The 16,357-nt window shown below is 30.4% G+C and carries 14 protein-coding genes and 1 tRNA gene; 3 read left to right on the top strand and 12 right to left on the bottom strand.

Going from position 1 to position 16,357, the window contains the following annotated elements; all coding sequences use genetic code 11:
- Positions 1–4 precede the first annotated feature (4 nt).
- From M3P09_RS13765 to M3P09_RS13755, 3 genes are all read right to left on the bottom strand, one after another.
- Positions 5–706, bottom strand: a complete 702-nt coding sequence (locus M3P09_RS13765) for a DUF2490 domain-containing protein (protein WP_249973580.1) — start codon at positions 704–706, stop codon at positions 5–7.
- A 94-nt stretch (positions 707–800) separates the two neighbouring features.
- Positions 801–2,423 (bottom strand): phosphoenolpyruvate carboxykinase (ATP), encoded by a 1,623-nt coding sequence (pckA, locus tag M3P09_RS13760; RefSeq protein WP_249973579.1) that lies wholly within the window; start codon positions 2,421–2,423, stop codon positions 801–803.
- A gap of 43 nt (positions 2,424–2,466) precedes the next feature.
- Positions 2,467–4,296 (bottom strand): SLC13 family permease, encoded by a 1,830-nt coding sequence (locus tag M3P09_RS13755; RefSeq protein ID WP_249973578.1) that lies wholly within the window; start codon positions 4,294–4,296, stop codon positions 2,467–2,469.
- A gap of 340 nt (positions 4,297–4,636) precedes the next feature.
- On the opposite strand from M3P09_RS13755, the gene bshB1 reads away from it, so the two are divergent.
- Positions 4,637–5,353: a bacillithiol biosynthesis deacetylase BshB1 gene (bshB1, locus tag M3P09_RS13750; RefSeq protein ID WP_249973577.1), complete on the top strand. Its 717-nt coding sequence runs from the start codon at positions 4,637–4,639 to the stop codon at positions 5,351–5,353.
- A gap of 88 nt (positions 5,354–5,441) precedes the next feature.
- Positions 5,442–5,517, top strand: a tRNA-His gene (locus M3P09_RS13745).
- A 54-nt stretch (positions 5,518–5,571) separates the two neighbouring features.
- On the opposite strand, the gene M3P09_RS13740 is transcribed toward M3P09_RS13745, so the two are convergent.
- The 5 genes from M3P09_RS13740 to M3P09_RS13720 form a co-directional block, all read right to left on the bottom strand.
- Positions 5,572–6,048 carry a VOC family protein gene (locus tag M3P09_RS13740; RefSeq protein WP_099564053.1) on the bottom strand — a complete coding sequence of 159 codons (477 nt, stop codon included), beginning with the start codon at positions 6,046–6,048 and terminating at the stop codon, positions 5,572–5,574.
- A gap of 31 nt (positions 6,049–6,079) precedes the next feature.
- Positions 6,080–7,090: a M28 family metallopeptidase gene (locus M3P09_RS13735; RefSeq protein WP_249973576.1), complete on the bottom strand. Its 1,011-nt coding sequence runs from the start codon at positions 7,088–7,090 to the stop codon at positions 6,080–6,082.
- 68 nt (positions 7,091–7,158) lie between these two features.
- Positions 7,159–8,211 carry a M28 family peptidase gene (locus M3P09_RS13730; RefSeq protein ID WP_249973575.1) on the bottom strand — a complete coding sequence of 351 codons (1,053 nt, stop codon included), beginning with the start codon at positions 8,209–8,211 and terminating at the stop codon, positions 7,159–7,161.
- Positions 8,212–8,342: 131 nt separating this feature from the next.
- Positions 8,343–8,699, bottom strand: a complete 357-nt coding sequence (locus tag M3P09_RS13725) for an FUSC family protein (RefSeq protein WP_099564056.1) — start codon at positions 8,697–8,699, stop codon at positions 8,343–8,345.
- A gap of 14 nt (positions 8,700–8,713) precedes the next feature.
- Positions 8,714–9,481, bottom strand: a complete 768-nt coding sequence (locus M3P09_RS13720) for a DUF3108 domain-containing protein (protein WP_249973574.1) — start codon at positions 9,479–9,481, stop codon at positions 8,714–8,716.
- 185 nt (positions 9,482–9,666) lie between these two features.
- Here M3P09_RS13720 and M3P09_RS13715 point away from each other — a divergent pair, with 185 nt between their 5' ends.
- Positions 9,667–10,506 (top strand): universal stress protein, encoded by an 840-nt coding sequence (locus M3P09_RS13715; RefSeq protein ID WP_249973573.1) that lies wholly within the window; start codon positions 9,667–9,669, stop codon positions 10,504–10,506.
- Here the strand turns inward: M3P09_RS13715 and M3P09_RS13710 are convergent.
- The 4 genes from M3P09_RS13710 to M3P09_RS13695 all read right to left on the bottom strand — a co-directional run bounded on the left by M3P09_RS13710 (position 10,501) and on the right by M3P09_RS13695 (position 16,356).
- Positions 10,501–13,959 (bottom strand): 4Fe-4S binding protein, encoded by a 3,459-nt coding sequence (locus tag M3P09_RS13710; protein ID WP_249973572.1) that lies wholly within the window; start codon positions 13,957–13,959, stop codon positions 10,501–10,503. The genes M3P09_RS13715 and M3P09_RS13710 overlap by 6 nt on opposite strands.
- Positions 13,960–14,043: 84 nt before the next feature.
- On the bottom strand, positions 14,044–14,598 hold the full coding sequence (locus tag M3P09_RS13705; RefSeq protein WP_099564060.1) for an OsmC family protein: 555 nt from the start codon (positions 14,596–14,598) through the stop codon (positions 14,044–14,046).
- Between the two features lie 209 nt (positions 14,599–14,807).
- Positions 14,808–15,362 (bottom strand): hypothetical protein, encoded by a 555-nt coding sequence (locus M3P09_RS13700; protein WP_249973571.1) that lies wholly within the window; start codon positions 15,360–15,362, stop codon positions 14,808–14,810.
- A 124-nt stretch (positions 15,363–15,486) separates the two neighbouring features.
- Positions 15,487–16,356, bottom strand: coding sequence for an AraC family transcriptional regulator (locus M3P09_RS13695; RefSeq protein WP_249973570.1), 870 nt, complete (start codon positions 16,354–16,356; stop codon positions 15,487–15,489).
- Between the last annotated feature and the right edge of the window lies 1 nt (position 16,357).

Below are 16,357 nucleotides of genomic sequence, written 5' to 3'. Positions count from 1 at the left end.
GGTATTACTCAGCTCTTTTTTTCTTTTTTCTAAAGTCTGTTTTAAAAAACACCCCAACTTGTAATCGATGTAAATTTGCCTTGTTAGATGTATTTCTATTCATATATCCCAGTTGTATGTTGTTAGATTTGGAAATATTTACACCCAAGCCAGTATAGAATCTGTTTTCTGGAGTGCTACTCGATTTAGGAGTTAATAAAAGCTCATTATGTAAACGAATAAATAAAACATTGCTTATACTAAATTTAGTGCCGAAGCGATAGCGTAACCTCGCTGCTTTTGACTTAGAAACATGCTTTCTAAAAAAGCGATGCTCAATTCTGAATCTATGATCAAAAGGTATGCTGCTTATTTTATGCTTAAATATAATTTGTTCCGTTATACGTTTTTCATAAGTGTGTGGAGAACTGATATTTATATTGTCATCAAAATCTGAATACCCCAAATAAATGGTAGCTTTTAATTTAGGGTTAAAATGATAATTGTATCCCATTTTAAATAAAAAGAAGTTGAAGTTTTCATTTAACTCATATAACCATATTTGTGCATAAGTATCAATACTGGTTTTCTCTGAGATTCTCTGGTTAATGCCTATGTCGTACCAAATACCCAATTTGTCTTCTGGTGTTAATTGAGCGTAACTATTATAAAAGACAAATAACAAACTTAACTGTAATACTCTTTTCTTTATTGCTTCTAAACACATGTGATTATGATTGATTTCTTAGTTGTAAATCATAAATATTTTGACAATATAAGAGGAGCTCCTTAGAGCTCCTCTTATGGTTAATAAGAACCTATTAAAAGTGTTCGTGTAAGTGATGATGTTCATCAATTAATGGCCCACCTTCAATAATTTGTGTAGATGCTTGATGTGCAAATTTTTCAAAGTTTAAGTGGAATGAATGAGCTAATTGGATAGCTTTACCTACGTAGGCTCCTTTTTGTAGCCATGTGTTCATTGGGTCTAAAATTTCTGTTGGAACACCTGGGCAGTATTTAGGCATATATAATCCGAAAATAAAGTTTTGATCGTAATCTACATCATCTAAATCTCCATTTAAAATTGCAGTAATCATAGCTCTTGTATACTTCAATTTTATACGAGATCCAACACCATAAGGTCCTGCGCTCCATCCTGTATTAATTAGCCAAACATTAACACCAGCTTCAGTCATTTTTTTACTTAGCATTTCGCCATATACTGTTGGGTGTAATGGCATAAATGGCTCGCCAAAACAAGCAGAAAATGATGGTACAGGTTCATTAATACCAGCTTCTGTTCCTGCAACTTTAGCTGTATAGCCTGAAATAAAGTGGTATGCAGCTTGACCAGGAGTAAGCTTTGATACAGGGGGCAGTACACCAAAAGCGTCGCAAGTTAAAAAGAAAATGTTTTTAGGATTGTTTGCATATAGAGTCTCTTGGATGTTATCTATATGGTAAATAGGATAACTAACACGAGTATTTTGTGTAATGCTACTATCTTCATAATCTGGTTCACCATTATCTTTAAATATAATATTCTCAAGTATTGCTCCAGGTTTAACAGCTTTGAAAATTTCAGGTTCTTTTTCTTCAGATAAATCTATAGCTTTTGCATAGCATCCGCCTTCAAAGTTAAAGATTGTATTATCTGCAGTCCAACCGTGCTCATCATCACCAATTAACTTTCTGTCTGGGTCTGCAGATAAAGTAGTTTTTCCTGTACCTGATAACCCGAAAAAAATAGCAGTATCGCCTTTTTTTCCAACATTAGCAGAACAGTGCATTGGTAATACATTATGTTCTGTTGGTAAAATCATATTTAGTGCAGAAAAAATACCTTTTTTCATTTCGCCAGTATACGCAGAGCCCCCTACTAAAGCTATTTTTTGGGTAAAGTTTAGTATTGAGAAGTTTCCTTGACGTATACCATAAGCTTTAGGGTCTGGACATTCGTATCCTGGTGCACAAAGAATTAGCCAATCTTCTTTAAAGTTTTCTAATTCTTTTTTGCTAGGTCTTAAAAACATATTGTAAATAAACATGTTAGACCATGGCAATTCAGTTATAGTTCTAATATTTGTTCTGTATTCAGGGTCTGCACAAACATAACCATCTCTAGCATAAATTTCTTTTCCGGATAAATAGTTAACAATTTCATTTTTAAGCTTATCAAAATTTTCAGGAGAAACGGGTTTGTTAGTTTTTCCCCACCAAACTTTATCAGAGGTATAATCATCTTTTACAAGAAAACGATCTTGAGGTGAACGACCAGTGAATTTTCCGGTATTAATAGCAAGTGTTCCGTTTGCTGTTTCTTTTCCTAACCCTTTATCAACTGTGATTTTTTGTAATTCTTCAGGAGATAAATTCCAATGTACATTTACATCTTTTAACCCGTATTGTTTTAAATCGGGATTCTTTGTTGTTGTTTCCATTTTATTAAGTTTTAAGGTTCCTATTTAATGTTTAATTGCTTATTTAAAATGGCCATATTATTGGCACAAGTATCATTGATATTATAAAAAAAGCTAAGAGTAATGGGGCTCCTACTTTCATGTAGTTCATGAATTTGTAACCACCAGCTGTCATTACCATTGCATTTGTTGTTGTTCCTATTGGTGTTAAAAATGCAGTTGATGCACTTATAGCAACCACTATCATAAATGGAGCAGGCGATAAGCTTAACGAGTTTGCCGCTAGTATAACTATTGGTGCCATTAATACTGCTGTTGCAGAATTGTTTATTATTTGACTAAATGTTGTTGTTAGCAAAAACACGCCTCCTAATAGTAAAATAGGATGAATTGCACCTAGGTAATCAACTAATCCGTTTGCAATAATTTGTGCGGTTCCTGTTTTTTGCAATGCAATTCCCATTGGTATCATTGCGGCTATCATAACTACACTCGTCCAGCTAATACCTTTATAAGCTTTTGAAATTGGTACACAACCAGTTAGTAAAACAATACCAGCAGAAATTAAAGCAGCAATAGCACCTGGAACAATTTTAAATATCATAAAAACAATCATAAGTATTAATGATGCTAAGGCTATATAAGATTTAGCACTTAAGTTCTCAACATTTTTTGCCATGCCTTCAGGGCTACCAATTATTACTAAGTTTTCGTGTTGTTTTTTTAAATCGTCTATATGTTCCCATGTTCCTCTTATTAAAAAAGCATCTCCTGCTTTTACAATAATTTCTTTTTCTTTTAGGGGTTTGTTGTTTCTTGAGGCTGCTAATAGTTGAATTCCATAACGTTTAAAGTAATCACCTAATTTATAACGCCTTCCTACTAATATTGAATTTGGGTTTACAATAACTTCAGTCATCCCAACTTCTTGATTAATAAGGTTGTTTTTTAATTCATCTGTAATAGGCTCGAGAGGTAATAAGCCAAGTCTGAATTTTATCATTAATCTGTTAATGGCTCCAGTATCTCCTTTTACGGTAATAACATCATGATACCTTAACTCTGTTGATGTACTAGGGAATTCTTCAAAATCATGTATTCCTTTTAGAATGTTTGGATGCCTTCTTTTTAATCGAATAATAGAAACGTTATAATTTTTTTCAAAATCCCAGTCTTCTAATTTCGTGTTAATTAATGGCGATAAATTTCGAATACGCAACCTGTAATAGCCACTATCAATTTTATAAGCTTCAATCCAATTATGTAATGTGGTTTCAATATTTATTGGCTTGTTATTAGTTTTGTTTTTTGGTAAAAGTTTATAGCCTATAAACCTAAAATATAAGAGTGCTATTAAAAGAAGAGGTAAACCAATTAGCGCAAATTCAAAGAATGAAAACCCTTCAAAACCAGCATCTATTAAAGCGTTATTTGCTATAATATTTGGGGGTGTTCCTGTTAAAGTTAATAAACCACCAGTATTAGATCCAAAAGCAACAGGCATTAACATTTTTGAGGGTAAAGTACCAATACTCCAAGCTGATGATATAGTTAAAGGTGTTAATGTAGCCACTGTACCTGTATTACTTACAAAACCAGATAGTACACCAGCACCTAGTGTTACAATAACTAATAGTTTAGGGACACTTTTTCCAGCCCACTCCACAAATTTTTTACCAGCCATTGCTGTCCAACCTGTTTGTGCTATACCTTCTCCAATAATAAAAAGAGCAGCAATCATAATAACAGTTGGGTTACTAAAACCGCTTAATGTTTCAGTTACATCTAGAATACCAGTTATAAACAAACTTATCATGGATATTAGTGCTACTATATCTGGAGTAAATTTTCCCCAAGCAAAAAGACCAATTGTAATAATTAATATGAAGAGCATTAAATAAATCATATCTTGTAATTCTTAACCTTATATATCTTTAAATTAAATAAAGAGGTATGTTGTTTTTATTATAGAATAAAGTTACCATCTATAACTCTTAATAATTATGACTAATGTCATGCTTTGCTGGTAGCAGCTATTTTTCAATTATTATTATATTTATCAATCGAAATCGATAAATAGTTTTAACGAAGACGTTTTCGTAATACTGAGTTTTATGGATTTTCTAATTTTTTTTGAATAATTAGGGTTAACCGATTTTAAATAATTGATTGAAAAACTAAAAAATAATAGGATTTAAAAGCTAAATTTGGCTTTTACGAATAATAAACCGTGTATGAAATTAGATATTCTTGCTTTTGGAGCGCATCCTGATGATATTGAATTAGGTTGCGGAGGAACCATAGCAAAAGAAATTGCTAACGGAAAAAAAGTTGGTATTATAGATTTAACAAGGGGAGAGTTAGGAACCCGTGGTACAGAAAAAACTAGAAATGATGAATCTAAAGCAGCAGCAAAGATTTTAGGAGTTTCTGTTAGAGAAAACCTAGGGTTTGCTGATGGCTTTTTTGTTAATGATATGAAACATCAATTGGAAGTAATTAAGTTGATTCGCAAATACAAACCAGAAATTGTGATTTGTAATGCAGTTGATGATAGACATATTGACCATGGAAAAGGTAGTAAATTAGTAAGTGATGCTTGTTTTTTAAGTGGATTGATAAAAATAGAAACTTCTGTTGATAATGAACCACAAAATAAATGGAGACCAAAACAAGTGTATCATTATATACAGTGGAAAAATTTAGAACCTGATTTAACTGTTGACGTTTCAGATTTTATAGATGTAAAAATGAAAGCTGTATTAGCTTATAAAACGCAGTTTTATGATAAAACAAGTAAGGAGCCAGAAACACCAATATCAAGTAAAAATTTTACTGATAGTATTAAATATAGAGCAAGAGATTTAGGACGTTTAGTAGGTGTTGAATATGCTGAAGGCTTTACTGTTGAACGCTATATAGCAGTAGATAGTTTGTTTGATTTAAAATAAAAATTATTCTTAAAAAAATAAAGAAATGCTTTGCGGTAAATAGTAAATAATTTACATTTGCACACGCATTACAAAATGCAAGTTACATGGTGGTTGTAGCTCAGTTGGTTAGAGCATTGGTTTGTGGTACCAAGGGTCGCCGGTTCGAATCCGGTCTTCCACCCAAAAGTAAAAAGCCTTTCAATTTATTGAAAGGCCTTTTTTGTTTTTTATCTGTTTTATTTCTCAAATAATTGTATTCTGTTACCATCTGGATCTTTAACAAGTAACGTTTTTTTTCCAGATATGGGATCTATAACTACAGTTCCATTAAATTGAACTTTAGATTGCTTTAAAAAGTTTACCCATTTATCAAACTCAGATATCAAAAAACCAAATTTAAAGAAGCCATTAATTTTCGTTTTTTTAGGATAGCTTTCTAATAAGCTTTCTGGAGTTACTGATGAATTTAATTCTATTAACTCAATTAGGGTATTTTCTCGTTTAAGGTTAGCTTGTTTAAAACCTCTTTCCTTAGATTCTACACTTTTTAAAACTTTGAAGCCAAAAATATTTGAATACCACTTAATGGAAGATTCAATGTCACTTACTATTATTGCAGAAAAGTATGCTTCAGGTGGAGGTAGCGAATCATTTTGTGAATTACTTACTGATGAAGTAAAAACAAGAAAGAGTATGAATAAAATATTTTTCATTGTTTTATTGGTTTTCCTTCAGTATTTCAGCTTATGTGTTTTTATCTACCTTAATTCTTTCTTCTCGATTTGCCAATTCCCAAGCCGTATGAAATATTAAACGGGAGCGTGTTTCTAAAAACCCGTAATTTATTTTATCAGGAGTATCAGAAGGTCTGTGATAATCTGCGTGAGTGCCATTAAAATAAAAGATAACAGGGATATTGTTTTTTGCAAAATTGTAATGATCTGATCTATAATAAAAACGATTTGGATCGTTTTCATCATTATAAGTATAGTCAAATTCTAAATTTGTATATTTTTTATTAATTTCTTCAGATATATTGTGTAGCTCTTTACTCAATTTATCTGAACCTATTAAGTACAAATAATTTTCATCACCTTCATGTTTAGGGTCAACACGACCAATCATATCAATATTTAAATTCGCTACTGTATTTTCTAACGGAAAAATAGGATCAACATCTGTATAATAGCGCGAACCAAATAAACCAATTTCCTCACCTGTTACATGCAGAAAAAGAATTGAGCGCTTTGGCCCGTTACCATCTTCTTCTGCCATTTTAAAAGCTTCTGCAATTTCTAAAATGGCTATTGTACCAGAACCATCATCATCTGCTCCATTGTTTATTCCTCCATTTGATGAAACCCCTATATGATCTAAATGTGCAGATACTACAATAATCTCATTTGGCTTTTCTGAGCCTTTTATAAATGCTACAACATTTTCTGAAGCCTTGGCTTGTCCATTAAAAAACGATTCTGGAACTTCTTGAAAATAATCTCCTTCAGTAATTGGAGAAGGTATTTTATTATCTACATAATGTTTTTTAATAAACTCGATAGCTTTTTTTTGTCCTGGTTCGCCTGTCCTTCTACCTTCAAATTCATCTGAAGCATAGGTGTAAAGCATTTCTTTTAATTCACTCTCAGTAATTGTTTTTGCGTAGTCAGTAACATCTTTTTTTGCATTTTTATTCTGAGAAGAACGGCAAGACGTTATCAAAATAATTGCACAAAAAAGAAAGCTTAATTTTTTCATTGTATTAGCGTGTTTGTTTTATGTGACTATATTACAAAAAAGCTGATAAATATAATTGAGATTTATGCTTATTTTAAGAACTCATTTTCATCATCTTTGGTAATACGATGTTCTTGGTTGGCTAATTGCCAAGCTGTTGCAAAAATGAGTTTAGCACGTTTTTCTAATAATTGGTAATCTATTTTATCAGGCGTGTCACTAACTTGATGGTAGTCATCATGCTCACCATTAAAGTAAAAAATAACTGGAATGTTATGCTTTGCGAAGTTATAATGATCAGATCTTGTATAATAATGATTTTTTTCACCTTCTACATTATATCTATAATCTATATTGATATTAAAGTATGAATTATTAATTTTTTCTGAGGTGTAGTGCAATTCTTTACTAATTCTGTCTGAACCTATTAAATAAATATAATTTTTGTTATTTATATGGGCATCATCGACTCTACCAATCATATCAATGTTAAGATCGGTCACGGTATTTTCTAAAGGAAAAACAGGATATTTTGTATAATACTCTGACCCTTGTTTGCCAATTTCTTCAGCAGTTAAATGAAGGAATAATAAACTTCTTTTTGGTGTATAACCATCTTTTTTTGCCAAATTAAATGCTTGAGCAATTTCCATAATTGCTACTGTTCCAGACCCATCATCATCTGCACCATTATTTATTTCACCATTTTCTGAAACTCCAAGATGATCAAGGTGAGCAGAAATAATAATAACTTCTTCTGGCTTTTCAGAACCTTTGATATATGCTAAAACATTTTCTGAAGATTTAATACCTTTTGAAAAAAAGCTTTCTGGAATGGTTTGGTAATAGTTTGAACCACCATATGGCGATTCTATTTGTTGGTTTTGATAATAGTTTTTTAAAAAATCAGCAGCTTTTTTTTGACCAGCTTCACCAACTTTTCTGCCCAAAAATTCATCTGACGAAAATTTATATAAATGTGTGCTTAATTCTTTTGCAGATATGTTATTAGCATAATTTAAAATAAGGGTGCTGTCTACTAGCTTAATGCTAGCTTTAAGGTTTTTAATTTTTGTAGTATATTTAGTTGTTGCGCAAGTACCAACAAGTGTAAACGCAAATAAAATATAAAAAGTTTTCATGTGTTAATAGCTGTTTTTTGAGAGTCACATGTAACTTACAATTAATCATTCTCTTGAGGCGAGAAAACTTTAGTATGTTCGTTTCATTTTTAAATTAGCTGCAAATATATAATAAATGAAGAAAAAGCTTACTATTCTATGCTAATATCTTCAATCTCAATTTCATCCATATCTAACTCGTTCAGCTCTTCAATAGCTTCTTCTTCAGATTTAGCTTCTTTTTTCTCTAAGTCTTCTGTATTTGCTACTTCTACAGTATTAAATATTGATTTATATGTGGTAATTGCCAAAGCTATAATAGTTAAAAAGAAAGTGAATTGAATAATTTTTTTGATCTCACCACTCTTTTTTGAAAGATAAAAAGCGATTAATCCACAAATAAGCGCTAAAATGGCAGGTATTATAGCAAGATTTGAAGCTGGTAAAACAGATAATATAATTGCTAAAATTGAAGCTATTATTGCTAAAATTGTAAATATTTTTTTCATCTTTAATGCGTGTTTTAATGTTTTAACCCTGTTGCAGATTTTATTTTTAATTCGCCATTACCCACTGGTATTTTAAATTTACCATATACTGGAATTTTATTTTCATCGGCAGTTAACCATAAAAAATTACTGTTTTTTCCTTTTAAAACATTTGTTTGACTTGATCCAATTGCTAGTTTATAACATGTTTTTTTTCCAATGGCCGTATTTATTGTTTCTTTTCCTAAGTATTTTATTTGCCCTTTAAATTCTTTTCTATCAAAAATAATAGTAAACGATTTACTTGTACCAACCGACATGTTTTTGTAATCAAATAATCTTACTTTATATAGCGTAGAAACAATATCTTTTGTTCCAGGGTTTATTGTAATACTTTTGTTTTCTTCATAATTGTTTTTCTTTTTTAATTGAGATTTAACCGTTTTAGTTTTATGGCTAAATGTATATTTCATGTATTTATAATAACTTCCTTCATTTATATCGCGTTTGTATAAATATGGTGTTAATGTTTTTGGATTTACATAGCTTTCGTATAAGTCTCTAATTTTAAAAAAATTATCCCACTTACTATATGTAACTGCTTTGCATTTTAATCTTAATAAGGTAGCCTTAGAAGTTTTAACATTACTGGTTTCCATAGTAACTTCTGCTAAATCGGTTAAAATACCCGACATATTATAAGCAGCGGTATAAGTAAGTTTTTCACCTGCGGCTATAGCATTGTTTTGAGAATTAATACTTGATGATATTAGAAAAAGAGCAACAAAAAACTTGTAAATCATATTGCGATTTTTTTATGTTTATAACAATTTATCAAACATTTATTATGCCGAAAAATACAATGCTTTATAATATTATGCTAATTTTTTTATTTGTTTAAGGCTTAATATATATTACAACTGATATTTGTCATAGTTTTTTTTTAATGCTCATAATATATTTACGTTGTAAATTATTTTATAATGTCATGAAAACTATACTACTTCCTACAGATTTTTCTATAAATTCCATAAACGCTATTAATTATGCTATAGAATTATTTAAGGATGTTGAATGCCATTTTTATATACTTAATGTACAAAAAGCATCGGCTTTTATATCAGACGATATGATGGTAGTATCTTCCTCGGCCACCATTTATAATACCATAATAGATGCTGCTAAAAAATCAATTTCAAATATTATTTCTACGATAGAAAAAAAACATAAAAATAAAAAGCATCATTTTACATCAGTTGTAGATTACGATAATTTTATTGATTCTATAAATCAAGTTTCAAAAAAGCATAGTGTAGATTTAATAGTTATGGGCACAAGGGGAGCTTCTGGTTTGAGTAAAGTAATTTTTGGGAGTAATACGGTTCGTGTCATACAACGCTGTAATATGCCTGTGCTTGCAATACCTGATGGTTGTAAGTTTGATAGTATTAGTAAAATTGTTTTTGCAACTTCAAATTCTAAACAATTTAATAAAAATGAATTTAAACCATTGAAAGAAATAATGGCTTTAGGAAACTCAAAACTTGATATCTTACATCTTGCAGATCAACATCATCTAGCTTATAATGCTTATGATAATATGGACTTTTTTAACACCTATTATAACGATGCAAAGCATGAGTTTATTGATACGATAAGTAATGATATGTTTAATGCTGTGTATAAATATATTGAGCACAACGAGATTAAAATACTTGCCATGATGAATAAAAAGCACTCGTTTTTAGAGCGTTTATTTATAAGACACAACGTAGAAACATTTGCATTTAATATTGATATTCCTTTTTTAGTTATGCAACACTCATAAAATGTTTTTATTTAATTCAGATTTTTTTGAATCTTTTGTTGATGTAAGAAGCAAATACTTATTAAAACGATTATCAATTTGTCTTTGAATTTGAAGTACTAAGTGTTTAAACTCTTCTTTATTTTTTTTAAATAGTTTAGAGAAGCGTTTTTCCATTTTTAAATAATCCTCAATTTTTATTGAAGGAATTTCAGAATCTAGCTGAAAACTATTAAGATCTTTTTCTATTAGTCTTGGATCATTTCTGTACAACAACCATTGTCCAGAATTAATTGCAGCCTTATGGTATTTACTAGGATGCTTCATGTCTATACCATGCGAATCACTATGCGAATATGCCAATATTATTGATGGACCATCAAAGCTTTCAGCTTCATTAAATGCTTTTAATGTTTGCTCTTGATTGGCCCCTATAGCTACAGATGCTACATAAACATTATCGTAGTTTATAGCTAAAAAGCCTAAATCCTTTTTCTGCTTTTGTTTTCCATTAAAAGCAAACTTTGCTTGGGCTCCAAAAGGTGTAGCTTTTGATGCTTGCCCTCCAGTATTGTCATAAACTTCGTTATCTAATACTAAAATATTTACATTTTTTCCGGATGCTAGAACATGATCTAGCCCACCAAAACCAATGTCGTAAGCCCAACCATCACCACCTACTATCCAAACACTTTTTTTGATTAGATTATCACTTATATCAATAAGTGATTTGGCATCTGGAGTATTAATATTTTTTAGAGCGGTTTTTAATCTTTCAACCCTTTTCCGTTGGTAATTAATTTCAATTTCAGTGTTTTGATTTGAATTTAGTATATCTATAACTAAATCGAAATCTAATTGAGGCATTAAACTTTTAATTAAAGTTTTAGCTTGCTGCTCTTTATTATCAATTGATAGGCGGTATCCTAGACCAAATTCGGCATTGTCTTCAAATAAAGAATTAGACCATGCTGGACCATGTCCTTTATCATTTTTGCTCCAAGGCGTTGTTGGCAAAGCTCCTCCAAATATTGAACTGGCGCCCGTTGCATTTGCAACTAAAAGTCTATCCCCAAACAATTGTGACATCAGTTTTAAATAAGGAGCCTCACCACAACCTTCAACACCACTTGAATATTTAAATAAAGGCTCTTGTAATTGCTGTTGACTCAATTTTGACGAGTCAATTTTATTTCTATTTAATTCTGGAATATTTTTAAAATAATTCCAATTATGTTTTTCAGTTTTTATTATTTCTTCTTTATTAACCATTGTTAATGCCTTTACAGAACAAGCATCAATACAATTATTACAACTATTACATTGTTCTGGGTTTATTTGAATGGTATAATTAAGCAAGTCCACTTCCCAATCACTTTCTATAGATTTAACTGTTTTAAATTCTAATGAAGCATCATTTAAATAACTATCGTTAAAAACTTTAATTCGCAGTGCTGCTTGTGGGCAAGCTGTGCTACAGGCACCACATTGAGTGCAAGACTCTGTGTCCCATTCTGGTAATTCATTCCCGAGTTGAATAGTATTATATTTTGAAGTTCCTGTCTGATAAGTTCCATCAGCAGGTAATAAACTCACTGGAATATCATTTCCTTTATTATTTAATAAACGTCCTAATAGCGTTTTTGAAAATTCGGTATCTTCATGTATTTCAATAGTTTCTTCATTGTATTTAACAAGAGGGGCAACTTTATAAATATATTCATTTAACTCGTTGAATTTTTTGCCTTCGTTTAAAGCTAAAAAACAAGCGTGTAATTCAGAAATTGATTTTTGTCTTAGTATATTATTTTCAACTAATTCATTAATATTCACTATTAATAAATTAATGTTTTTTTCTATAATTTGATGTTGATTGTTAGCCGATAATGATTTCCAAAATGCTTTAGATGTTAATGAAGTATTTACCAAAAGCGTACCTTCAGGTTTTAAGATGTTTAGTGTATTGTCGTTTAAAGTAAAGCGAGTATTTTGGCAACCAATAAAATCTGCTTTATCAATTAAATATGGAGCTTTTATTGGAATATTACTTATGCGTAAATGTGCAGTGTTTAATGCATTGGATTTTTTATAATCACATTGTATATACCCTTGAACAAAGTTGTTGTTATTTCCAATGTGTTTTAAAGTATTAGTAAAACTATTGTTTGTTTTTGTGTTTTTATCTTGATAGAAAATAACTTCTTGAGATGTGTTTTCTTTGATTAAAATGTTTTCTGAATAGTCTAAACTTAAATGAGTTACCTCGTCATTTATACCAATTGAAAAATTGTTTTTAGGTTGGCTTTCTTTTAAATTTTTAAAGATGGCATAAACCATATTTGGTGTAAATTCTTTTGAAGCTAAACCATAACGTCCTCCAATTATTCTTGGAAATGATTTAATTTTGCTATTTTGAAAAGCTTCTGTAATTGATTGTAATACATCTAAGTATAAAGGTTCTCCTGAAGCTCCAGGTTCTTTAGTTTTATCTAAAACAGCTATAGACTTTACTGACCTTGGTAATGCAGAAATAAGATGTTTTGTACTAAAGGGTCTAAACAATCTAACCTTTATTAAGCCATACTTTTCTCCATTATTGTTTAAATGAATGATGGTTTTTTCAATAGTTTCTGTTGAAGATGCCATTGAAATAATTATATGTTCAGCTTCATTATGCCCGACATAATCAAACAATTTGTACTGTCTTCCTGTCAATTTAGCAAAATGATTCATTTTTTTTTGAACAATCTCTGGACAAGCATTATAAAATGGATTAATAGCTTCACGGCTTTGAAAGAATACATCAGCACCTTGCGATGTTCCTCTTATAACAGGGCTATTTGGATTTAGTGCATTATTAATATGATTTTTAATATGATTATAATCTATCATTTCTTTTATAGTATCATCAGACAGAGATTCAATTTTATTGATTTCGTGAGATGTTCTAAAACCATCAAAGAAATGTACAAAAGGAATTTTTGAGTGTAAAGATGCAGCTTGGGCAATTAGAGCGAAATCTTGAGCCTCTTGTACTGATGCACTACCCAATAGGGCATATCCAGATTGCCTTACAGCCATGATATCGCTATGGTCTCCAAAAACAGAAAGAGCATGAGTAGCAATACTTCTAGTGGCTACATGAATAACATTTGGAGTTAATTCGCCAGCCATTTTATACATATTTGGAAGCATTAATAATAAGCCTTGTGATGCTGTAAAAGTTGATGATAAGGCTCCTGTTTGTATGGCGCCATGCATAGCTCCTGCAACTCCGGCCTCACTTTGCATTTGAAAAATTGTAGGTGTATTTTTAAAAATGTTTTCTTTGCTTTGTGCACTCCATTGTTCAACTAGTTCGCTCATTTCTGATGCTGGAGTAATGGGATAAATAGGAAATACCTCGTTAGTTTTGTATGCTATGTGAGCCACTGCTTGGTTAGCATTTACTATGTGATATTTTGAAGTTTTCATTTGTTGGTGTTGAAAATTTGTTTTGAAGAGATAAAAAAATGGCTACTTCTACAATATTTTGAGTAGCCATTTTTTTAATGTTTACTACTCTTTTACAATCTCTATAGAAACAGGAGTAGGGTTTGTAATCATGTCGAATACTGGAGAAAACTTAGCTAAATTTTCAAGTTGTTCTGCTGAAGCATCTGACTTTACATTTAATTTGAATTTGATACCATCAAATCCCATACGAACTTCAGGGTCTAATCCTAAAAATCCGTGTAAATCACATCCGCCTTCTAAAGACGAAGAAGCGCTTTCAATGTCAATCCCATTAGCCGCTGCATGGTAAGTCATTGCTGCAGTTAAACAAGAACCTAAAGCGTGTAACACAACTTCTGGAGGTGTTGGAGCTAAATCGTTTCCTAATAATACATTTGGATGGTCACATTCCATTGTGAATGTTTCTTCACGAGATGTGTCTTCTGCTCCAACACCATAAAAACTTTTAATACTAGACACACAATGTCCACCATTAATCCAATTGTTTTTAGATCTGAATTTGAATTTTGCTAATTCAGGGTTTTGTTGAACTGCCCCAATAGTTTCTACTAATTGGTCTACGTTTACTCCGTTTTTTACATTTGCTGTTGTAATCATTTTTTCTAATTTTTAAATTGTTAAACATTATTGTTTGATTGGTATGATGCATTTGGCATGCCAAACACATTAACTTATTGATAATCAATTATTTAATTTGTTTTTTGTTATTTTAAGTTATCATGATAATTCGTTAAATAACGAAATATCGTTAAAGTAGTTGCGAAATATCGTAAGTTAGATTTGATACAGATATTCTTTTCAAGCTTTTATATAGATTTGAAGTTTTCATTATATTTTAATGTTACTTCCTTGTTTCCTTTTCCAATTTGGATCTTGTAATACTCTTTTTCAATTCCATTTTCATTACTATATGTTACATGGTAAGAGTTTTTAAGATAAGCGTAGTTAGGATGAGCTTTAGATATTTTCCTTCTTAATTCAAATGGAATTTTTATGTTTTTATAAGCTTCATTCGTTGATAAGATTTTACCATTGTTGTCATAATTCGCTATTATATTCACCTGCTTGTTTTTAAATATGATGCGATAAGTTGCTTTTTCTGAGTTATCAAAAACAGAAACATCTTTTAAAATATAATTAACTATCCTTTTTCTCCATTGTTTAACAATACGAGAAAACGAGGTTTCGTAATGTTCTTTTAAATAAATAGAGTTTGGTCTAGTTAGAGCAGGTGTGTAATTGTTTGATACTAAGTTTTCAGTTTCAATTGTATTTGTGTCTAAAAAGGCAAGATTACTTTGCTGTGCAACTAACTTATTTAAAGTAAGTAAGCATACTATTGATAAAATTAAAGTTCTCATAATATATTGTGTTTTATTATTATGAGTCAAAAGTATTGCGCATTGAAAATATAAAGTTACCTCTAAGGTTCAACTTTATTGCTAAAAAGTTCAAAGAGGTAAAAAGAGAGAGAAATACTAAAATTTATGTGTTTAAGTATAGTTTACGATATTGACTAGGTGGGTATTTGTACATTTCTTTAAAACTACGATTAAAATGCGATGTGTTTTTAAAACCACTTTCAAAACAGATGTCATTGATGTTTAATTCTGGGTTTTCTAGCAAAGTTTTTGCGTATTCTAATCGCTTTTTGTTTAACCACCTTCTAGGAGTTTCTTTAAAATAACTTTGAAAGTCTCGTTTAAAAGTTGAGAGGCTCTTACCATATATTCGTGCGTATTCTTCTAAGCTTAAGTCGCAATGAAAATTTTTCATCATGACATCATTTAGCGACGTTTTTTGTTTGTGAATAAGTGACTTGAAGAAACTTACTAACTCATTATTTTCTGGGTTTAAAGTAATATTGAACAGGAGTTCGTTAAATTTTATTTCAACTAAATCTTTGGGAATATTATTACCTTGATTTAAATAATTAAAAACAGATAGAAACAATGAATTTAAAGATTCTCCAACATGTATTTCAAAAATTTGATTACAAGTAGTTTCTGAATTTTTTGAGTGTAAAAGCTCTTTGTGTTTTTTTACAAAGCGACTTATAAAATCATCTGTAATAAAAAATAGCATAACACAATAATCTACTTCAAAATACTGCTTTGTATTATAAACACCTTTATTTATAAATAATGCTTCTCCTTTTTTAATGGTGTATGTTTTATTTAAAGAGGTCCAATCCTTTTGCCCGCTAATTACATAAGTTATAAAAGGAGTGTCTGTCCATAATTTAAAGTTTTCAACTTCAAGCGGACATTTATATTCTACTAACAAAAAATTATTGCCAATAAGTTTGTTATAGCGAGGGTGTTTAAGAAAATGTTTATAAATATCTATCGCCATT

This window comes from Jejuia spongiicola, from assembly GCF_023502325.1.
Lineage (GTDB): Bacteria > Bacteroidota > Bacteroidia > Flavobacteriales > Flavobacteriaceae > Wocania_A > Wocania_A spongiicola.
Note: the sequence above shows the minus strand (reverse complement) of the source record. Positions and strands in the feature narration are given on the sequence as shown.